Here is a 20,413-nt window from a genome sequence, read left to right as displayed (position 1 = left end):
TTGATCTGTGAGTGTTTTTGGGCGCTGCGGCACCCGAAAACGCTCACGGACGTATCACGCCAAATCAGCACGAAAAAAGGCAACGTTGTACGGACCCCACTGGGTCAGGGTGAAGTAGATCGCCGGCCGGTCCGCGGCCCACGGATGCTGGAAGCCCCCGTAGAGCGCCGGGTAGTCGGCGCCGGACACGATGACCTCGCCGTCGGTCCACGGCCCGGTGAGATCCGGCGCGGTGCGCAGCACGATCGCCGCCCGGTGCTCGTCGAGGTGCACGGCGAACCACAGGCCGAAGTGCCGGTTGTACTGCACCGAGAGCTCGGCGACCGGGCCCGGTAGCACCGGTTCGGCGGCGAGCGGGTCGGCGCCCCAGCCCGCCCCGGTCCAGTACTGGTAGGCCGCCGGCTCGAGCAGGTCATCGGCGCCGACGCGGGCGAGGTGCCCCGCGCCGAACCGGCCGCTCGGGGTGCCGAGCAGGTACACGCGGCGGTCCAGGACGCCCGCGAAACCGATCATCTGGAACGGGTGCCCGCCCTGGTCGCGCCGCCGGAACCGGCTCAGCCAGGACTGCCGCCGGTTCGGCCACACCGCCGTCTCGGACTTCGTCCAGGTGGTTCCGCCGTCGTCGGAGTGCGCGAGCGCGCCGTAGTTGGTGTGCCACACGCCCGGCGTCCCCCAGTGCCGGACCGACATGTAGTGCAGGTAGTTCCGGCCACCCACCGAGATACCGGAGGTGGGAATCACGGTGTGTTCGGGCACCCCGGTCCGGTCGCCGGGCAGCACCTGCCCTGCCATGCCATCCTCGCGCTGCAGTACCGAGTCGAACTTCAGGCCGGCGTCGAGATCGGTGTTGGTGGACCGGGCGATCACGTTGTACCGCCAGTCGGCATGCCCGGGGCCTGCGCCGTGCCCGCCCCAACCATCGCCGTAGGTGTCGCCGAACGCCGCCAGCACGCCGCCCCGGCGGTCGTCCCACATGATCCCGAGGTCGGTCGCGCGGATGCCGAACCGGCTGGCCGTGCGGTTGCAGGAGTCCTCGCCGGTGATCCTCGTGAGCCTGGTCGCAGAGAGCACGCGCACCATGCCGCCACCGTACAGAACGGCGCCCGGCGGCAGCTTCGGGCGGACGGCTCTGATCAGGAGGAACAGCTGGCCAGGGCGGGGGCGCGCGTGATGGGGCGCGTCCCCGGCAACGCGGATGCCGGTCCGGAGCAGGCGTTGGGCGTGGTCATACTGTCGGCGTGCCGGTCTTCACCCGACCGATTGACGGCGACGCGAGCGCGGCCCAGGTGCTGCGCCGCCTCGCGGCTCGCGCGCGTCGCCGCGGGCTACCGCCGCCGGCGGCACTGACCGGCGACTGGTTCGGCGGCTCCGCCGTCCTCGCCCCATCTGTGCAGATCGCCGCGACCCCGCCAGAGCTGGCCTTCACCACCCCGGACCTGCCAGGCCCCTCCGGCGACGCGAGCGGCTCGGGCCCGCCAAACGGCCCTGGCCAGGCGGAGCCGGGGGCGGTCGGCGGCGGGTGGATCGGCTACCTCGGCTACGGCCTCACCGACCCCGGGCAGCACACCCGCCCCCGACGCCTGCCGCCGGCCGCGTGGGGCTGGGCCGATCACGTGCTCCGCCTCGACTCCGACGGGCAGTGGTGGTTCGAGGCGCTCCGCGCCGCAGAACCGGACCTGGTCGCAGAGCTCGCGAGGGTGGTCGCCGCAGGCGATCCGCCGACGGCGACCTGGGAGGCGGGTCCGGTCGGCAGACCGGACGCCGACCAGCACGGCAAAGCCGTGCGCGGCTGCGTGGAGGAGATCGCCGCAGGCGAGATCTTCCAGGCCAACATCTGCAGCCGGTTCGAGGTGCCGTTCCGGGGCGATCCGCTGGAGGTTTTCGCCGCCGGTAGTGCGCGGTTGCGGCCCGCGCGGGCCGCTTACGTCGCCGGATCGTGGGGCGCGATCGCGTCGTTGTCGCCGGAGTTGTTCCTGGCCCGGCACGGTCGGGTGGTGCGCTCTAGCCCGATCAAGGGCACGTTGCCGCGCCGGGGTCCGCACGAGGACGGCAACGCCGAGCTGCTGCGGTCGTCCACCAAGGACATCGCGGAGAACGTGATGATCGTGGACATGGCGCGCAATGATCTCGGGCGGGTCGCCGAGGTCGGCCGGGTGACGGTGCCCCGGCTGCTGGACGTGCAGCCGCACCCCGGCGTGTGGCACCTGGTGTCGGACGTGCGGGCGGAGGTCCCCGCCGGCCTGCCGCACTCGGCGCTGCTGTCGGCGGCGTTCCCACCCGCCTCGGTGACCGGTGCGCCGAAGGTGCGGGCGCTGGAGCTGATCGCGGAGCTGGAGTCGCAGCCGCGCGACGCGTACTGCGGCGCGGTCGGCATGGTCTCGCCCGTCGCGGGCATGGAGCTCAACGTGGCCATCCGCACCTTGGAGTACGCCGACGGCGTGCTGCACCTGGGTGTCGGCGGCGGGATCACCGCGGATTCCGACCCGGACCGGGAGTGGCAGGAAGTGCTCACCAAGGCCGCCCCGGTGCTGTCGCTGCTCGAATAGATCCCCGCTGGTGAGTCTTCTGGGCTGCTATCGCTGAAGCCCTCGGGCTCGATCACGTTGACCTGCCGATGCAGGCCCAGCACGGCACCACGCATCTCGCGATCTAGCCCCGAAACCCGCGCGGACCGCTACCTCCGGGCGGCGAGCACCGCGTCGTACAACTCCTTCTTCCGCACGCCCGCGAGCTCCGCGACCTCCGCTACCGCGTCCTTCAACCGCACGCCTTCGGCGGCGCGCTCCTCGACCTGCGGCACCAGCTCCGCCGGATCGGCGGCTGCCGCCGGCTCGGCTCCGCCGAGCACCACGGTGATCTCGCCGCGCACGCCTTCGGCGGCCCAGGCGGCGAGCTCCGCGAGGCTGCCGCGGCGGATCTCCTCGTAGGTCTTGGTCAGCTCGCGGCACACCGCCGCCCGCCGTTCGCCGCCGAGCACCGAGACGGCGTCAGCCAGGGTGTCGGCGAGCCGGTGCGGTGCTTCGAAGAGCACGCAGGTGCGTTCCTCGGCGACCAAACGGCCGAACCAGCGGCGCCGCTCCCCCTGCTTGCGGGGCGGGAAGCCTTCGAAGCAGAACCGGTCCGAAGGCAGCCCGGACACCGCGAGCGCGGTGGTCACCGCGGACGGCCCGGGCAGGCAGGTCACCGGGAGTTGTTCGGCGACGCAGGCCGACACGAGCCGGTATCCGGGGTCGGACACGCTCGGCATCCCGGCGTCGGTGACCAGCAGGACGGTGCGGCCCTCGCGCAGCGCGTCCAGCAGCATCGGCGTCCGCGACGATTCGACCGCCTCGTAGTAGCTGACCACCTTGCCGCCGGGGTTGACGCCCAGCGCGCTGGCGAGTGCGCGCACCCGCCTGGTGTCTTCGGCGGCGATGACGTCTGCCGAGCCGAGCGCGTCGACGAGGCGCGCCGAGGCGTCGCGGGCGTCGCCGAGCGGGGTGGCGGCGAGCAGGAGCGTGCCGGTGTCCATAACCGCACAGCGTATTTCCGCAAGCCGTCGAGGTGTGGGCCACCCGGGGCGGCGGGCCACCCGCTTCGCGGCTGGTCTCCTACGATCGGGGGCTGTGAGCGTCCTCGTCCCCAATCCCGGTGGCCGCAGCGCCGACGAACTCGTCAACGTCGGCCGCAGGCCTCCGGCCCGGCAACCGGGCGAGAGCGATCCGCGTCCGCTGCTCGACGTGACGATGCCCACCGACCGGCTGCGCGGCTGGCTGGTCACGATCACGATCACGATCGTCGCAGGTCTCGTGCGGCTTTGGGATCTCGGGCACGCCACCAACGAGGGCACCCCGGTCTTCGACGAGAAGCACTACGTGCCGCAGGCGTGGCAGATGCTGCGCAACGGCGGCTACGAGGACAACCCCGGGTACGAACTGGTCGCACACCCGCCAGTGGGCAAGCAGCTGATCGCGGCCGGCGAGTGGCTGTTGGGCTACAACCCGTGGGGCTGGCGGATCATGGCCGCGCTGTCCGGCACGCTGATGGTGCTGCTCATCGTCCGGATCGCCCGCCGGATGACCAGGTCCACGCTGCTGGGCGCGATCGCCGGCGTGCTGCTGATCTGCGACGGGCTCAGCCACGTGCAGTCCCGGGTCGGGATGCTCGACATCTTCCAGGCGATGTTCCTGCTCGCCGCGTTCGGCTGCCTGCTGGTCGACCGTGACGAGGTGCGCAGCCGGATGTGGCAGGTCTGCGTCGACGGCCGGTTGGACGCGAGCAAGTGGGGTCCGCGGCTGGGGTTCCGCTGGTGGCGCTTCGGCGCCGGGCTGATGCTCGGGCTGGCCTGCGGCGTGAAGTGGAACGGCATCTACTACATCATGGCGTTCGGCCTGCTCAGCGTGATCTGGGATGCGCTGGCGCGACGCGCGGCGGGGGTCCGGTACCCGTGGCGGGGCGCGCTGGTGCGCGACACCGCGCCGGCGTTGTGGTCGCTGGTGTCGATCCCGCTGCTGGTCTACTTCGCGACGTGGGCGGGCTGGTTCGCCAGCGAGACGGCGACGGATCGGCACGCGACGCTGGTCTCCGAGGACGTGGGCTTCGGGTTCCTGCCCGACCCGCTGCGCTCGCTGCTGTACTACCAGCTCAACGTGCTGGACTTCCATACCCACCTGGTCACGCCGAAGAACCCGCACCCGTGGGAGTCGAAGCCGTGGGCGTGGCCGATGGGCATGCGCCCGATGCTCTACTACTACGAGTCCGGGGTGACTGGCTGCGGCCGGGCGAGCTGCGTCGAGGCGACGATGCTGATCGGCACCCCGGCGATGTGGTGGCTGGCGCTGCCCGTCGCGGGCTGGGCCGTGTGGCGGGCGACCAGCAGGATGGACTGGCGCTACGCGGCGGTCCTGGTCGGCTACGGCGCGGGCTACCTGCCGTGGTTCACCAACCTGGACCGGCAGATGTACTACTTCTATGCGACGCCGCTGGCGCCGTTCCTGGTGCTGGGGATCGTGCTGGTGCTGGGAGAGGTCCTCGGCACGGCGCGGGACCACTTCGAGCGGCGCCAGACGGGGCTGCTCGCGGTGGCGCTGTACGTGGGGCTCGTGGTGGCGAACTTCGTGTGGCTGTGGCCGATCCTCAACGGGGAGCCGATCACCCAAGAGCACTGGCAAGCAGAGCTCTGGCTCCCCTCCTGGCGTTGAGGGTGGAGCGCATACGGCAGAAAAAAGGCTGTGAGCGGTTTTGGGGGCTATGGCACCCAAAACCGCTCACGGGCCTTTTACTGCGGGAACTGTCAGACGCGGGGTTCCCAGCGGAACCAGGCTCGGGCCAGCAGCGTCCCACAGACACCCGTCGTGAGTGACTGTTCCGGTAAGAACCGGCAACACCACTCACGAGTCCTTCCCTCAGCCCAGGTCGGCCAGGGTCTTGCGGAGCGCCGCCACAGCGTCGACGATCTCCTCCGGTCGGGCCGAAAGCGGCGGGCGGCAGCGCAGCGAGTCCGGTCCCGAGGGCAGGAACAGCGTGCGGTAGCTGTCGCGGGCGACGGCCAGCGCCAGGTCGCGCTTGGCTGGGTCGTTGAAAGTGATCGCGCACATCAGGCCGCGGCCGCGCGGGTCGCGGATCACCGACGGAAATTCCGCCGTCAGGTCGCGGAGCTCACCCAGCAGCAGTTCGCCCATCTGCCGGCTGTGCTCGAACAGGCCCTCGCACTCGACGACCTCCAGGATCCTGGTCGCGCGCACCATGTCGACCAGCGAACCACCCCAGGTGGAGCTGATCCGGCTGGCCTCGCGGAAGGCGTTGTCGGCGACCTCCAGTACGCGGCGACCGCCCATCACACCGCACACCTGCAGCCGCTTGCCGAACGCCACCAGGTCCGGTTCCAGCCCGAGCGCCTGGTGCGCCCAGGCCCGGCCGGTCAGCGCGCCGGTCTGCACCTCGTCGGCGACGGTGAGCACGTCGTTGTCCCTGCAGAGCTCCTGCACGGCCTGCAGGAACTGCGGCCTCAGGTGCCGGTCGCCGCCCTCGCCCTGGATCGGCTCGTACACGAAACAGGCGATCTCCGCGCCGTACCGGCGCATCGCCGCGCGGGCGGCGTCGAGCGCGACGGTCTCCTCCGGCAGCAGCTTGGCGCTGTCCCACCGCTCGCCCGGTTCGATCGCGGGGCTGGGGATGCGCGGCCAGTCGAACATCGGGTAGTCGCGGATCTTCGCCGGATCGGTGTTGGTCAGCGAGAGCGTGTAGCCGCTGCGGCCGTGGAAGGCTCGCTCCAGGTGCAGCACGCGGCTGCCGCGCAAGGCGATCCCGTTGCGCGCGTTGACCTTGGTCTTCCAGTCGAACGCGACCTTCAACGCGTTCTCCACCGCGAGGGTGCCGCCGTCGATGAAGAACAGCAGCGGCAGCTCGGGCACGCCGACCACGCGCCGGAAGGTCTCGGCGAAGTGGGCCTGCTCGGTGGTCGCGAAGTCCGGGTTGGACGGCTTGACCCGCCCGGCGCGCACCAGCGCGGCCTCGAACTCGGCGGTGCGCAGGCCGGGGTGGCCGTGCCCGAGCGGCGCCGAGCTGAAGAACATCGTCATGTCCAGGTACTCGGTGCCGTCCCGGGCGTCGCGGAGCCGGCATCCGTCGCCGGCGTCAAGGTCCACGACGATGTCCAGCAGATCACCGGTGACGTGGGCTTTCAGCGCCGCGACGGCGTCGGTGGCCGCCTCGCGCGGGCTTGGAACGTCGGTCGGTACCACTTCGCGAACGGTCTCGTGCTGAGCGGTCATGTTCGGCCTCCCGGCGCCGCGTGGTGCGGTGTCGCGCATCACTTGTCAAGAAGAATTACATCAGGAATCCGCGAATAAGCAACATCTTTCCGTCATAACTGCGTATAGGCGAAAGATTTTTTCTCCCGCGGGCAGGGGGAGGCCCGCGAGAACCGCAGCGCGTGGATGCGTCAGGCGAATCGGGAGCCGTCGCCCTGGCCACGACAGCCGGGATGCGGACGCATATCTCGAGACGGCGCTCACCGAGTTTCGCGCGCTCGGTGAACGGTGGCGGATTTCGTTCGCCCTGACCGAGCTGGCGAACCGAATCGCGATGCGCGGCGAGTTCGCCAGTGCGTGCGAGCACTATGAGCAGGCGATCGCGGTCGTCACCGAGGTTGGTGCCACCGACGATGTCGTGCCGATGCGGTCGCGGCAGGCCCAGTTGTATTGGTTGTTGGGCGATGAGGAGGCGAGCGCGGCCGCCATGGCCGAGGCGCAGCGGTCCGCGGAACGAGTCGCCTGGCCGAATGCGCTGGCCGAGCTGGCGCTGGCGAAGGCGGAGCTCGCGCGCTGGAGCGGCAAGCCGAGCAGGCACACCGACAACTCGACGTCGCCATAGCGATGCTGGGCGACGACGCCGAGCGGGAAACGTCCGCGCGGTGATACAAGACCTGCTCGGCTACCTTGCCGAGGCTCTCGACGAGGCCCGCGAACACCGCATCGCGGCCTTCCAGGCGGCGTCCGAGGCGGGGTATGCGCCCTCGATCGCGCAGGCACTCGTCGGGATCGCGGACCTGGCGCTGCGCCAGGAACAGTTCGAGCAAGCCGCGCGGCTGCTCGCGGCGAGCACAGGCGTGCGCGGCCTGCAGGATCGTTCGCAACCGGATGCGGCCCGGATCGAGCAGGCCACGCGACGTCACCTCGGCGACTCGCGGTTCACCGAGGCGACGCGGGCGGGGGCGCAGGCGAGCTGGCGTGAGTTGGTCGCGGTCACGCTCGCTTCTTAAGTCGCGGTCACGCACCGCTTCTTGAGTCGCGGTCACGCTCGCTTCTTTAGTCGCGGTCACGCTCGCTTCTTGAACGTGGCGGACGCCCTGCAGATACCCGACGAGCGCGATCCCGGCGCAGATACCCGACGGGCGCGATCCCGGCGCACCAGGCGAGGGCGGCGATGCTCGATCTCGCCGACCGCGCCCTTCACGCCGGGGAAACCTGGGTACAGGCCAGGCCCGGGCAACGGTACGCACCGCAGGACGTGCCTTATGTTCGCGCTGATACGTCATCCAACGTCGAGATCAACCACTTCAGGTCGGTCTCGGCGGTGTGCCGCGCGGTCTTGGCGCGCGTGAACAGCTCGTCGGTTTTCGTCAGCACGAGCGTGTATGGCCGGCCCTTTCGTCGAGTCTGGTGCCGAACCGGCAGCCCGGCCGAGTCGATCTGGGTGTGCACGTGCTGGCGTCCGTTCTTCACCAGCGGCCACTCGAAGATCCGCCGCGACCGGGACTCGAGAAACGTTCTCAACGTGTCACACAGGTCACACCTGCACCCGGTCCACGCGATTGACCAGTCGTCGTCTTCCCGCGGCGGCCGCGCGACGATCGTGCCAAGCCGCTGCGCGCAGTCCCGCGCGATTTTGTCGAACCCAGCCGCCCGCCGCGACGCCACCGAGCGCAATGCCGGCATCAGACATTCCAGCACCGTGTCCTCGTATCCGCGCAGCGCTGTGGTGATCTCCTCGCGCAACGTGTCGTCGGCCGCCTCGATGAGCTGTGTCAGCGGTGAACTGAGCATCTCCAGACTCGGCCGGCGGGCATCGGTGCGCGCGGTCGTGGTCCAGGTCCGCAACTCATCGTCCAGCCAGTGCCACGTTCGGGCGGCCAGCAGCCGCACCACCTCCGGTCTTCCGGCAACACGTAGCGCCTCGCACAGACCTGGGAGTCCCTCGACCCACTCGTGCCGGTCGGTTCCGTAGTGGTGCCTCCGTTCGAACCACCCGTTGATGACGTCCCGCGTCCACTCCTGGCCGTACCGCCCGGCCGCTGCCGCCAGCCCGCCCGCGTGCTCCCGTGCGAGCGTCTCCACACGGAACGGCTTCAGCAGCATCGCCGACGTCCCGGCAACACCCAGGCCCGCTGCCACGTCCAGCGCGTCGCCGAGCAATCCCGCGCGCGACGCGGTCCTGTTCCAGAACGGCGCGAGCGACTCCGCCGCGGCCCGTGCCCACGCCAGGTCGCCGGCCTGGATGCGATCGCGAAGCTCGTGCAGCGCCCACTGCGATCCGGCCTCGGCACGCGCCGCGAAAGCCCGGTCCCGGGGCCACACGACGACCGCGGCCCGCCGGTACCACCGGTCCAGCGTGTTGCCGTAGTTACCCATGTAGCCCTCGTACTCGGACTGGTAGGGCTCCATAGCCGCATTCGGGGTGGTGGTGCACACCTCATAGTCGCGGACGTACAGCGAGATCGGCTCGCCGCCGGTGCCGTCTGGGCCGGTCCACCAGCCGAGGGTGATCTCGTCGTTGATCAGGTCGGTGAGCTGATCGTCGCCGGGGTCCTCGTCATAGTCCTCGTCCCACCCGTAGTCGTCGGACGGCTGGACGTCCCAGGTCTCCTTCACCTCGGCGAGCGCCAGCACTGCCTCGCATCCAGCCCGCTCCGCGGCTGCGCGCATCAGCGCGGCACGTTCCGCGTCGTCGCCCTTGAGCCGACGCCAGGTCAGGCCCCGCTGGGTGTATTCGTGGTCTAGCAGGAAGACCAGCCGGTTCGGTGGGTCAAGGTCGCGGCCGCCGTACCGCGGGGTGGCCGGCGTGGCGAAATGCTCGGTCAGGCAGTGCGCCAGCTCGGTGACCGGGCCTGCCTCCGGGGCCGCGGTCTCGGCACCGGCAAGCAGGTTGAACGTGAGCGTCACCCGGTACCCGGACCTGACCGGCGTGACCTCATGACGGCAGTTCGAGTAGAACGCGACGAGGGTCAGCTCCTTTTTCGACGCGCGGTAGGTCCTGCTCTCCCCGGCGTGGTCGATGACCAGTTCCCCGCCGGTGTGCGCCGACGGCAGTGACACCACAAGGGTGCCCACCATCTCGTCGTGCTTCTCCGAGTCCTGGTGAGGCAGGAAGAACTGTCCCTTGCCGTAGACCAGCATCGCGTGCGGCTCCGCCCGCAGCCGTGCCGTCCGCGGGAGCCCGAGCTCGTCACGGAAGTGGTCCAGCGCGCCGTCCAGCACCGCCGTCCAGTCGGGCCCTCCGAGCGTGATCTGATCCGGGGTCAGCTCCCACGTGTCGCGGACCCCGGTGTCGGTCAGCGTCTCCTCGCCCCGGCCGAACATCGCCGGCCGCGCCACCGCGATCAGTTTCTTCGCCATGGGTGCGCGGATCGGCAGGCGTACCGGCCCGACACCGGACACCTCAAGCTCGAGCATGTGCGCCGGTGCCAGCAGTTGAGCGCTGAACGACCCTGTCGGCTCGACGTCGTCGAACAGTTGTGCAAGCCGTTCCCGTGCCGTTTTCGTCATGTGTCCCCTCATATGCTCGCCGGACGTTGCCGATGTGCAGCCGGCTCAGTCTTCGCCGCTGAGCCCGTTAGCCTTGGGTGGTAACCAGTGAGTGCGGTAGGCGCGCTCGATGCCCGGGTCTCCCGATTTGGAGAACCGCAGTCGGCGGCGATCCCTGGTCCAACTGACGTATACCGTCTCGCTGGGGCGCATGCCTTCGCTCTCGGCCCAGCTTCGGAAGATCCGCATCGCAGTACTGATCTTGGGCAGGCTGGCGACCATTACCCGCTCCAGGTATGGCACACGGCAACGCCGCCAGTCCTCAACTCTCTCAGGCCGAAGCCAGCCGGTGGCGAGCAACGCGTCGATCGCGGTGACGTAGCCGTTCCTGGCGACGGCGGCAGTGCCGGCTGCGGCGATCCCGCGCCGGAGTTTCGCCTGATTCTGGGAATTCATCGACCACTGGACCTTCAGTCGAGGGAGCCCAGGCCGTGTGGTCGGCAGCATTGCTTGTACTTGCGCCCCGAGCCACACCAGCAGGTCGCGCCTCGTGCCGGTGGCCAGGGGATCATGGCGGGTCCGGTCCGCAGGTCCGGGTAGGCGAGCAGGTCTTCCGCCGACGGCTTGCGGACTCCGTTGTCTCGCAGGAAGGCCTCAAAATCGGCGACGTTGCCGGGCGTCTGGTTGACGCCGTGGCCGGCTCGCGTGACGAGTGCGCAGTGCCGCTCGACCAGCTGCCGGTGCTCGTCCCAGGTCGCGCCCACCTCGGCGACCAGGTGTGGCCACCGGGCGACCAGCTTCGCGTGCTCGGCCGGTGGCCAGAAGACGGACAGCGTCATGGTCGAGTAGTAGTACGTACGGTCCCGGCCGGCCGGGCTCCAGTTCGGGGTCACGCGGACTGGGATTGTCACTCTGCGTCCTCTTTACCAGTCGGTGGTGTCGCTGAGGTGCAGGCATTTTTGCAGGAGGGGGTGGCCTTGCGGATGGCGGCCTGCTCGGCGGGGAACGCCTCGGCGACCTCCGGGCAGGTGGCCTGCGCGGCACGGGACCAGTAGCGGACGGCGCGGTCGACGAAGGCGGCGAGTACGCGAACGGCTGGAAGGCCAGCAGCGGCAACGACAACAACGTGTCGAAACCTGGGCGGCGCAGCACCGCGACAGCCCGGTCCACCAGTGCCGACGCCGCCGGATCGACCACCGGAGCCGGCACCGGCCAACCGGCTGAGCCGCCCCCGCAGCGCCGCGGGCGATTCCTGTTGGACGGAAAATGGCTCGTGCCCGACATCGAGCACACCGCAGCGGAGCCGGCTACCCGACGAGCCCGCGCCGGCACGACATGAGAACCTGTTTTCGTGAGCCCAGTAAGCAAGGGGCGCAGGCGCAAGCCCAAGAAGTCCGGTCGAAGTAGGCGTGCCTCCCGGTCTCCTGGGTACGCCTCGCCGCCAGGACCGCCGGTAGAAGGCAATGTCGAGCCGGCGGCATATCTGGACGACGTTCCGCCGTCGGCGGACAAGGCCGAGGTCGAGAGCATCCTGGACCGGCGGATGTTCACCGTGGCTCACCAGAGCACCGTCATCGACGGCGAGCGGTTCGACCGGCTCAACCCCGCCGACCCGGATGAGCGAGCGATGCTCATCGAGAGTGAGCATCCCGAATACCACGATTCGTTGGCCGATCCGGTCTTCGAGGGCGAACTCGACGGGCGCTCCCCCCGGCTGCACCTGGCGATGCACGAGGTGATCGCCAACCAGTTGTGGGACGACGACCCACCCGAGGTGTGGCAGGCCGCCCGACGGCTCCGCGACCAGGGCATGAACCGGCACGACATCCTGCACAGGCTCGCCGCGGTCCTCTCCGAGCACATGTACCCCGTCCTGGCCAAACATGAGCAGTTTGATGCCGAGGCGTACCGGCGGGCCCTCAACGACCTGTAGCGCGAGTAACCTCCGCACGGTGAACGACGTCCTTGAACATCAGGTGCGGCCGACCGAGCAGGAGGCCCAGCTGAACCTGCGGGCGGTACTGGAGTTGTGCGCGGCCGGCGAGGTGCGGTGCAGCGAGAAGACCGGCCGGCCGTCGGCGGCGACCATTCGTACGGTGCGTTCGCGCCTGGCGAGCGGCGATTTCTATCCGGACGAGCCGATCGCGGCGTTCGCGTGGCCCTTGTTGCTGCAGGCGGGCGGGTTGGCCAGGATCGACGGTGGGCGGCTGCGGTTGACCCCGAAAGGCCGTGCCGCGTTGGCCGCTCCCGCGGCTGAGGTCATTCGGGCGTTGTGGCAGCGGTGGTTGACGCACGCGGTGATCGACGAGTTCAGCCGGATCGACGAGATCAAGGGCCAGCGGATCAAGAACGTGATCAGTGCCGCCAAGCCTCGCCGGCAGGTCGTCGCCAGGGCGCTGGCCGGCTGCCCGGTGGACGAGTGGATCGGTGTGGACGGCCTGTTCGCCTCGATGCGGCGGGCACGCCTGAATCCCGCCGTCGCCCGCAGTGACATGGCGTTGTGGAAGCTGTACCTCGTCGATCCGCAGTACGGCAGCCTCGGCTACGACGGCTTCCACCGATGGGAGATCCTGGAAGGCCGCTACACGCTGGCCGTACTGTTCGAGTACGCGGGCACGCTGGGCCTGATCGATGTCGAGTACGTGCATCCCGACGGCGAGCGGGACGACTTCCGGGACAACTGGGGCGCGGACGAGTTGGATGCCCTGAGCCGTTACGACGGCCTACAGGCGATCCGGCTCAACGCCTTGGGCTGCTTCGCCCTGGGCCTCGCGGATAGCTACCAGCCGCCGGCCGCCACCGGTCAGGAACGCGGCCTGAAGGTCCTACCGAACCTTGACGTGGTGGTCACCGGCTCGCTGCCGCCGGGTGACGAGCTGTTGCTGTCGGCGTATGCCGAGCAGACCGCGGATCGGGTGTGGACGATCTCGTCCACGAGCCTGCTGACCGCCCTCGACACCGGGCGTGAACTAGCTGAGTTCACCGGCTTCCTGGCCAGCCGTGCCGAGAATGAGGTACCCGGCACGCTGGATACCCTCGTCGACGACATCAGCCGTCGTGCCGGACAGTTGACCGACCTCGGGCACGTCCGCATGATCGAGTGCGCCGACTCGGCGTTGGCGACGCTCATCGCCCGCGACCGGGCAACGCGCTCCCTCTGCCGGCTCGTCGGTGATCGCCATCTCGCCATTCCGCTCGACAGGGAGTCGAAGTTCCGCGTGGCCGTGCGGAAGCTTGGCTATGTCATGCCCACATCATCCTGACCTAGCGTGGAGGGCGATGTCGACTACGTCATCGTCATAGCCGAGTTACGCAGGCGCTGCGTCACGCACAACAAGGTGGGACAGAAAGCCCGCGCTGGCGGGATTCTCGGCCGAGCCCAAGATCGGGTACCTCAACCACACCGACCTCCTACTCCACGGCCTTCAATCGGGCGCGTGTCTTAGTAGTACCTCTAAGTAAGGTGGAGCTGAGGGAACTTACTCGATTACCACCGAAGTGCTGGAGCCTGTCGCGTTTTCGGCGAAAACGGCTGAACCGAAGTACCAAATCAGTTTCGATCGCCGTTCCTCCGCCAGTGGCCGCCTCAGCCGTCATCGATCGATCACGGTACGTGATGGGCGCGATTCTGCGACCGGCTCGCTGGTCCGTGAACAGACCGGGAACACTGCCCAACGCAAGGAGCCGACGAGACGAATCCACCGCACCGTGGGGGGCATGGGGGGCTCGGCCCCCCAATGTCATAACGCGAAGAGCCCCGCCGACGCATTCCGTCGATCACGGTACGTGATGGGCGCGATTCTGCGACCGGCTCGCTGGTCCGTGAACAGACCGGGAACACTGCCCAACGCAAGGAGCCGACGAGACGAATCCACCGCACCGTGGGGGGCATGGGGGGCTCGGCCCCCCAATGTCATAACGCGAAGAGCCCCGCCGACGCATTCCGTCGATCACGGTACGTGATGGGCGCGATTCTGCGACCGGCTCGCTGGTCCGTGAACAGACCGGGAACACTGCCCAACGCAAGGAGCCGACGAAACGAATCCACCGCACCGTGGGGGGCATGGGGGGCTCGGCCCCCCAATGTCATAACGCGAAGAGCCCCGCCGACGCATTCCGTCGACGGGGCTCTCCCAATCTTCGCGTGGAGCTGAGGGGAATCGAACCCCTGACCTTCTCGATGCGAACGAGACGCGCTACCAACTGCGCTACAGCCCCTTGTTGAGTGCTGACGAAAGCTTAGCAAGGCCCGAAATCAGCTTTCGCAGCACCCCCTCTTAGGGGCCCTGGGCTATTCGCCGGAGGCTCGCCGGTAAGGCTCCCAGGTGCGTTCGTCCAGCTCATCGAACATGGGGTCCTCGTCGTCGATCTCCACGCGTACGGCGCGCGCGGCCGGCCGGCGGTCGTCGGGCCGCCCGGTTTCGCGGTCACGGTCCTCGTCGTGCTCGTCGACCGGCTCGTCGATGTCGACGTCGTCGTCGTAGTCGTCGATCTCGTCGCGCTCGCCGGACATCCGGGCCAGCCGACGGCTGCGGATGTCCTCTTCGATGCGGACCTGGCGGCGCAGGTATGCGAGGTAGCCCACGACGACCAGGTCGGTGGCGCCGTGCAGCCACCATATGACCGGCCATACCAGGGCACCCAGCAGCGCCGTGGTCACCGCCACGAGCAGCATGACGAGCACGATGCGCTGCCGTCGGGCGTACTTTGCGCGTGCGGCCAGCGCCGCGGCTTCCGGGTCGAATCCGCCGCGGCCGGGCCGGTAGCGGCGGCCGGCGCGGACGTCATCGCTGTGCACCCGTCGCCACGAGCCGTCCGCCTCGTACTCTTCGATGGCGTCGTCAAGGTCGGTGTCAGGCATCCCGAGCGCCTCCTCCACCTCGTCGGTTGTCGCGGCTCCGGGGGTCGCCGGGCGCCGTCCGCTGCCTCGCCGCACGACTCGTGCGGCCAACGCGGAGTCGGTGGTCTTGGAAACTTCCTGGCGGCGGCGGGCGAACATTGGAACCAGTACCACCAGCCACGCCGCTGCCAGCGCAGCGAAGATCAATGAACTGGGCATGCCTCGCCACCTCCCCCTGGCCACCGGCAGCACACAAGTCTGCGATCGCCACGCTAACCACGTCAGCCACTTCTGTCTCGAAACACGCCGAGTCACCTTGGTCCCCGGAAACAAGAGAACCGCACGTTCAGAGCAGTCGGCGGCAACATCGACATCGGCGTGTCCGTCCCCGTACCGCCGAATGGCGAGACATCTGCCGCCGTTCGGTGCATTTTTCGGTCGATCCCGCCCGGTCGGCGGTGACGGTGCGTGATCAATATCTCGGCGTCATGGCCGGCTCGCGCCGCCGGTCCTGATCAGCCTGCTCACCGCGCCGTCGGGGACCTCCTCGACCGTCAGGGCGTACACGTAGTGGTCCCGCCAGGCGCCGGCCACATCCAGATAGCGGTGGAACAGCCCTTCGCGGCGGAAGCCGGACTTCTCCAGCACCCGCACGCTCGGCTGGTTTTCGGGCCGCACGGTGGCCTCCAGCCGGTGCAGCCCGACGGGGCCGAAGCAGTGGTCCACCGCCATCGCGACGGCCGCCGTGGCGACCCCGCCGCCGGCCAGGCGCGCGGCCACCCAGTAGCCGATCCACCCGGAGCGCAGCGCGCCGCGCACGATGTTGCCGACGGTCAGCTGCCCGGCGAACTCGCCGCCGATGGTGATGGTGAACGGCAGCGCCTGGCCGCGTCGGGCCATGCCGCGCAGCGCGCTCCACTGCGCGGGCCAGGCCATCAGCGCGTTGCGCTCCTGCCAGCCTCCGACCGCGGTGGGCTCCCACTTCTGCAGGTAGGTGCGATCTTGCAGCCTCGTCCGGCTCCAGGCCGAGCCGTCGCGCAGCCGCGGCGGGCGCAGCGCGACGGGGCCGCGCGCCGTGATCAGCGGGCCGAGGCGCGCCGGCCAGCCGGGGTGGCGGCCGATCGGGAACCCATCGGCGTCGGCGGGCTGCATCGGTGGCTCACGCGCGCTGCGAGAGGAACCGGACCTGCACGTCCTCCCCGGCCGCGACGTCGGTGGTGTCCTCATCGACCACCACCAGGCAGTTGGCCTCGGCCAACGACGCCAGCAGGTGCGATCCCGAGGTGCCCAGCGGTTGCACCAGGTAGGAGCCGTTCTTCGGGTCGCGCAGCAGCTGGCCGCGGAGGAAGCCGCGACGCCCCTTGACGGAGGCGACCGGGGCGAGCAGTTCGGCCGCCACGGTGCGCCGGTGCGGGTTGAGCTTGCCGAGCGCGGCGCGGACCAGCGGCCGCACCAGCACCTCGAAGACGACCAGCGCGCTCACCGGGTTGCTGGGCAGCACGAAAGTGGGGATCTCGTCCGGGCCGAGCCGCCCGAAGCCCTGCACCGAGCCGGGCTGCATGGCCACCCGGGTCAAGTCGAGCTCCCCAAGGTCGGCGAGGGCCGCCCGGACCTCGTTGCCCGACGCGCCGCCGGCACCGCCGGCGATCACCACGACCTCGGACAGCAGCAGCCGCCCCTCGACGATCTCGCGCAGCCGGCGCGGGTCGCTGTTGACGATGCCGACGCGGGTGACCTCGGCCCCGGCGTCCCGCGCTGCGGCGGCCAGCGCGTAGGAGTTGACGTCGTAGACCTGACCCTGGCTGGGAGCGCGGTCGACGTCCACGAGTTCGTCGCCCACCGAGATCACCGACACCCGCGGCCGCGGATGCACCAGGACCTTGTTCCGGCCCACCGCCGCCAGCAGTCCGACCTGCGCCGCACCGATGGGTGCGCCGCGGCGCACCGCCACGTCGCCGGTCTGCACGTCCTCGCCGGTGCGGCGGACGAACGCCGCCGACGGCACCGGCTGCCGGACCGTGACCTTGGCGGGGTGCTCGTCGGTGTAGGCCAGCGGCACGACCGCGTCGGCCAGCGTCGGCAGCGGCGCACCGGCGACCACCCGCACCGCCTGCCCCGGTTGCAACCGGCGCGGCTGCCGCGATCCGGCCTGAATCTCCCCGACGACCGGCAGCACCGTCGACTCGTCGACGGCCGTCTGCACGTCGACGCTGCGCACCGCGTAACCGTCCACCGCGGCCTGGTCGAATCCGGGCAGCGCCTGTTCGGCGACGACCTCTTCGGCGCACAGCAGGCCCTGAGCCTCGGAGATCGCCACCCGCACGGGCGCGGGCCGGACGGCGGCTGTGAGTACGCGCGCGAGCTGCTCCTCCACTGATCTCATGGCTGTCGACCTCATTCCCGCGTGCCCGAGCCGTGGCCGGCGCGGCGTTAGCTCCTGCTGATCCGTTCGACGAGCCAGTTTCGCAGTTCCGGCCCGTATTCGGGATCCTCCAGCGCGAAGTCCACCGCAGCTTTGAGGAAACCGCCAGGATTTCCGAGGTCGTGTCGCCCACCTCGATGGACCACTACGTGCACCGGGTGTCCTTCGGAGATCAACAACGCTACGGCATCGGTGAGCTGGAGTTCACCTCCGGCACCGGGCTCGATGCGCTTGAGCGCGCCGAAGACGGCGCGATCCAGCAGGTAGCGACCGGCGGCGGCCAGGGTGGACGGGGCCTCGTCCGGCGCGGGTTTCTCGACCATGCCGCGGACCTGCTTGACATCGTCGTCATCGGTGTCGGTGACGTCGAAGACACCGTAGGCGGAGATCTGCTCGCGCGGCACGTCGAACGCGCACAGCACGCTGCCGCCGTAGCGGGCGCGCACCTCGGCCATCCGCGTGAGCACGCCGTGCGGCAGCACCAGGTCGTCGGGCAGCAGCACGGCGACCGCGTCGTCGGCGTCGGTCAGGTTCGGTTCGGCGCAGCCCACGGCGTGCCCCAGTCCGAGGGCGCGCTCCTGCAGCGCGGTCTCCGCGGCGATCAGGGCGGGCCCGCGGCGGACCTTTTCGAGCAGTGCGTCCTTGCCGCGGTCCTTGAGCGTCTGCTCCAGCCCGGGTTGCGGCCGGAAATACTCGATGATCGCCCGCTTGTCCGGCGAGGTCACGATGATCAGGCGCTGCGCGCCCGCTTCGGCGGCCTCGGTGGCCACCAGTTCGATCCCGGGGGTGTCGACGACCGGGAGCAACTCCTTCGGCACCGCCTTCGTGGTCGGCAGGAATCGGGTTCCCAGGCCTGCGGCGGGCACGATGGCGGTCCGGAACGCTGTGGGCGTGCTCGTCGGGCTGCTCATGGCCAGGGAGCCTATCGGGCATCCCTAGAGTGGACCTGTGAGCTCACTGGACGAATCGTTTACGACCAAGTCCGAGTGGCGCCGCGTGCTGCTGGAACAGCGCGGGGGCGTCGCCGACGACACGCGGTCTGCCGAGGCCAGGGCGCTGCAGGAGGCGTTGCTGAGGTGGCTGGACGGCCGACCGGTGCGGACGGTGGCGGCGTACGTCCCGGTGGGCGGCGAGCCGGGGTCGCCAGGTTTGCTCGACGCGCTGCTCGACGCCGGGCTGCGGGTGCTGCTGCCGGTCGTGGTCCGCGGCGGCCCCCTGGAATGGGCGGAGTTCACCGGCCCGGACTCGCTGCGCCCCGCCGGGTTCGGCCTGCTCGAACCGGTCGGCGACCGGCTGGGGACCGCAGCGATCGAGCAGGCCGACGCGCTGCTGGTGCCCGCGCTGGCCGTGGACCACAGGGGGGTTCGGTTGGGGCGCGGTGCCGGTTACTACGACCGGTCGCTGCCGATGGCCGCGCCGAACGCGCCGCGGATCGGTGTCGTCCGGGACGGCGAATTTGTCGCCGAGCTACCCGGGGAGCCGCACGATGTGCGGATGACCGGGGTACTGACACCCGGTCGTGGGGTGGTTGGCCTACCGGTGTGACATAGGAGTGTTTGCACCGGACACCCTACGTGACGCATTATCGTATTTAGCACTCCTGCAGTTCGAGTGCCAAGACGAGATGTCGGAGGTTCACGGCCGTGCCCACATACCAGTACGCCTGCACCGAATGTGATCACCAGTTCGAGACGGTGCAGTCGTTCAGTGAGGACTCCCTCACCGAGTGCCCGAAGTGCACCGGCCGGCTCCGCAAGCTGTTCAACGCCGTGGGCATCGTGTTCAAGGGCTCGGGCTTCTACCGCACCGACAACCGGTCCTCGAACTCGTCGGCCAGCTCGACCAGCAGCAGCTCCTCCTCGTCGAACAGCGGTAGCTCGTCCTCGTCGAACAGCAGTAGCTCGTCGTCCGAGTCGAGCTCGTCCTCTTCGAGCAGCAGCTCCTCGACCACCAAGGCCGCCGCTTCCTGATCTCCGCCCCAGTTCGCCGACCGCAGCTGACGCGGTCGGCGATTTTCGTGTGCACGCCCAGTGATCCTCCCCGTCCGAGGGAAATTCGTCCGGGGGAGCCGAGTTATCCACAAGGGACCGGTCTGTCCACAGATTTCCGCTACCCCCTCCCGCCCCGGCGCGCAACTCCCTAACTTCGGAGGTCATCAACGACCGCTACCGGGGAGTGGACCATGGCTTCGGAGGACCGCCTCAACTCGACAGCGCTGCACCGGATCGGCGCGCTTTTCCTCGCCAGACGGGGTTTTCGCCTGCACGCCCTGCGCAGGCTGACCGCCGTGGCGCTGCTACTGCTCGCCGCCGGGCTCGCAGTGCAGCCAGGCCACGGGCCGCCGGACTCACGCGTCGGGGTGCTCGTCGCCGCGCGCGATCTGCCGCCCGGTCGGGTCCTGTCGAAGGCCGATGTGGCGCGCCGCGAGCTGCCGGCGGACCTGGTGCCGGACGGCGCGTTGCGGGACGTTGCGGCCGCCGAGGGGCGGGTGCTCGGCACCGCCGCGCGCAGCGGGGAGCCGCTGACCGACGTCCGGTTCGACGGTCCGCTGGTGGCATCCGGGGATGCCGGGACCGCGTCCGCGCCGGTCCGCCTCGCCGACCCGGAAGTGGCCGACTTCCTGGTGCCCGGCAGACGAGTGGACCTTGTCACAACTACCACTCGATCGGGTCACGCTTCGGTGCTCGCCGAAAACGTCCGAGTGGTCGCCGTGCAAGTCCCGAAGGACCGCAACGACAAGGGCAGACTCATCTTCGTGGGACTACCCGAGGACACCGCTGCGGCGGTTGCCGCGGCGTCCCTGCTTCAGCCGGTCACCGTTACGCTCCGCTGAGTGCGCCTAGCGCGCCGCCCTCTGTGATTCGGCGCGTCATCCATCTGGCATTCGCGCGCGCGTCCTGGCATTCGCGCGTCGCACCCATCGATCGA

17 protein-coding genes, 1 tRNA gene and 1 pseudogene are annotated in these 20,413 nt (G+C 69.8%); 8 read left to right on the top strand and 11 right to left on the bottom strand.

Annotated elements, in window-relative coordinates:
- Positions 1 to 54 precede the first annotated feature (54 nt).
- The gene (locus tag FDZ84_RS15560; RefSeq protein WP_168586495.1) at positions 55 to 1,080 is read right to left on the bottom strand and encodes a DUF4185 domain-containing protein; all 1,026 of its coding nucleotides are present in this window, start codon (positions 1,078 to 1,080) and stop codon (positions 55 to 57) included.
- A 158-nt stretch (positions 1,081 to 1,238) separates the two neighbouring features.
- Between FDZ84_RS15560 and FDZ84_RS15555 the strand changes: the two genes are divergently transcribed.
- Entirely contained in the window at positions 1,239 to 2,546 is a 1,308-nt protein-coding gene (locus FDZ84_RS15555) for an aminodeoxychorismate synthase component I (protein ID WP_210435578.1), read from the top strand.
- Between the two features lie 128 nt (positions 2,547 to 2,674).
- On the opposite strand, the gene rsmI is transcribed toward FDZ84_RS15555, so the two are convergent.
- Positions 2,675 to 3,511, bottom strand: a complete 837-nt coding sequence (gene rsmI / locus FDZ84_RS15550; protein WP_168586494.1) for a 16S rRNA (cytidine(1402)-2'-O)-methyltransferase — start codon at positions 3,509 to 3,511, stop codon at positions 2,675 to 2,677.
- Positions 3,512 to 3,605: 94 nt separating this feature from the next.
- Between rsmI and FDZ84_RS15545 the strand changes: the two genes are divergently transcribed.
- The gene (locus tag FDZ84_RS15545; protein WP_168586493.1) at positions 3,606 to 5,180 is read left to right on the top strand and encodes a dolichyl-phosphate-mannose--protein mannosyltransferase; all 1,575 of its coding nucleotides are present in this window, start codon (positions 3,606 to 3,608) and stop codon (positions 5,178 to 5,180) included.
- A gap of 204 nt (positions 5,181 to 5,384) precedes the next feature.
- Here the strand turns inward: FDZ84_RS15545 and lat are convergent, their stop codons facing one another.
- Positions 5,385 to 6,752, bottom strand: a complete 1,368-nt coding sequence (gene lat / locus FDZ84_RS15540) for an L-lysine 6-transaminase (protein ID WP_168586492.1) — start codon at positions 6,750 to 6,752, stop codon at positions 5,385 to 5,387.
- 196 nt (positions 6,753 to 6,948) lie between these two features.
- On the opposite strand from lat, the pseudogene FDZ84_RS15535 reads away from it, so the two are divergent.
- Positions 6,949 to 7,741: pseudogene (locus tag FDZ84_RS15535) on the top strand (AfsR/SARP family transcriptional regulator); the annotation flags it as partial.
- Positions 7,742 to 7,994: 253 nt separating this feature from the next.
- Here FDZ84_RS15535 and FDZ84_RS15530 read toward each other — a convergent pair.
- From FDZ84_RS15530 to FDZ84_RS15520, 3 genes are read right to left on the bottom strand one after another with little or no spacing between them, the layout of a single operon-like run.
- Complete coding sequence (locus FDZ84_RS15530) at positions 7,995 to 10,244, bottom strand: 2OG-Fe(II) oxygenase (protein WP_168586491.1); 2,250 nt, start codon at positions 10,242 to 10,244, stop codon at positions 7,995 to 7,997.
- A gap of 45 nt (positions 10,245 to 10,289) precedes the next feature.
- Entirely contained in the window at positions 10,290 to 10,679 is a 390-nt protein-coding gene (locus FDZ84_RS15525) for a hypothetical protein (RefSeq protein ID WP_168586490.1), read from the bottom strand.
- Positions 10,680 to 10,693: 14 nt separating this feature from the next.
- On the bottom strand, positions 10,694 to 11,134 hold the full coding sequence (locus FDZ84_RS15520; protein WP_210435577.1) for an SEC-C domain-containing protein: 441 nt from the start codon (positions 11,132 to 11,134) through the stop codon (positions 10,694 to 10,696).
- Positions 11,135 to 11,574: 440 nt separating this feature from the next.
- Here FDZ84_RS15520 and FDZ84_RS15515 point away from each other — a divergent pair, with 440 nt between their 5' ends.
- A complete protein-coding gene (locus FDZ84_RS15515; RefSeq protein WP_168586489.1) occupies positions 11,575 to 12,156 on the top strand; it encodes a DUF1841 family protein in 582 nt (193 codons plus the stop codon).
- A gap of 19 nt (positions 12,157 to 12,175) precedes the next feature.
- Positions 12,176 to 13,486, top strand: a complete 1,311-nt coding sequence (locus FDZ84_RS15510; protein ID WP_168586488.1) for a helicase-associated domain-containing protein — start codon at positions 12,176 to 12,178, stop codon at positions 13,484 to 13,486.
- 882 nt (positions 13,487 to 14,368) lie between these two features.
- Here the strand turns inward: FDZ84_RS15510 and FDZ84_RS15505 are convergent.
- The 5 genes from FDZ84_RS15505 to FDZ84_RS15485 all read right to left on the bottom strand — a co-directional run bounded on the left by FDZ84_RS15505 (position 14,369) and on the right by FDZ84_RS15485 (position 18,396).
- Positions 14,369 to 14,441 (bottom strand) — tRNA-Ala (locus FDZ84_RS15505).
- Between the two features lie 73 nt (positions 14,442 to 14,514).
- Positions 14,515 to 15,282 carry a gephyrin-like molybdotransferase receptor GlpR gene (gene glpR, locus FDZ84_RS15500; RefSeq protein WP_168586487.1) on the bottom strand — a complete coding sequence of 256 codons (768 nt, stop codon included), beginning with the start codon at positions 15,280 to 15,282 and terminating at the stop codon, positions 14,515 to 14,517.
- A gap of 267 nt (positions 15,283 to 15,549) precedes the next feature.
- On the bottom strand, positions 15,550 to 16,215 hold the full coding sequence (locus tag FDZ84_RS15495) for a GNAT family N-acetyltransferase (RefSeq protein WP_168586486.1): 666 nt from the start codon (positions 16,213 to 16,215) through the stop codon (positions 15,550 to 15,552).
- A 7-nt stretch (positions 16,216 to 16,222) separates the two neighbouring features.
- The gene (glp, locus tag FDZ84_RS15490; protein ID WP_168586485.1) at positions 16,223 to 17,446 is read right to left on the bottom strand and encodes a gephyrin-like molybdotransferase Glp; all 1,224 of its coding nucleotides are present in this window, start codon (positions 17,444 to 17,446) and stop codon (positions 16,223 to 16,225) included.
- A 47-nt stretch (positions 17,447 to 17,493) separates the two neighbouring features.
- Entirely contained in the window at positions 17,494 to 18,396 is a 903-nt protein-coding gene (locus tag FDZ84_RS15485) for a UTP--glucose-1-phosphate uridylyltransferase (RefSeq protein ID WP_168586484.1), read from the bottom strand.
- Positions 18,397 to 18,433: 37 nt separating this feature from the next.
- Here FDZ84_RS15485 and FDZ84_RS15480 point away from each other — a divergent pair, with 37 nt between their 5' ends.
- The 3 genes from FDZ84_RS15480 (at position 18,434) to FDZ84_RS15470 (ending at position 20,318) form a co-directional block, all read left to right on the top strand.
- Entirely contained in the window at positions 18,434 to 19,030 is a 597-nt protein-coding gene (locus tag FDZ84_RS15480; protein WP_168586483.1) for a 5-formyltetrahydrofolate cyclo-ligase, read from the top strand.
- A 98-nt stretch (positions 19,031 to 19,128) separates the two neighbouring features.
- Positions 19,129 to 19,455, top strand: a complete 327-nt coding sequence (locus tag FDZ84_RS15475) for an FmdB family zinc ribbon protein (RefSeq protein ID WP_168586482.1) — start codon at positions 19,129 to 19,131, stop codon at positions 19,453 to 19,455.
- Positions 19,456 to 19,667: 212 nt separating this feature from the next.
- Positions 19,668 to 20,318, top strand: coding sequence for an SAF domain-containing protein (locus FDZ84_RS15470; protein WP_210435576.1), 651 nt, complete (start codon positions 19,668 to 19,670; stop codon positions 20,316 to 20,318).
- Positions 20,319 to 20,413 lie beyond the last annotated feature (95 nt).

The organism is Saccharopolyspora sp. ASAGF58 (genome assembly GCF_012277335.1).
Lineage (GTDB): Bacteria > Actinomycetota > Actinomycetes > Mycobacteriales > Pseudonocardiaceae > Saccharopolyspora > Saccharopolyspora hattusasensis.
This window is presented reverse-complemented; position numbering and strand designations above follow the sequence as displayed.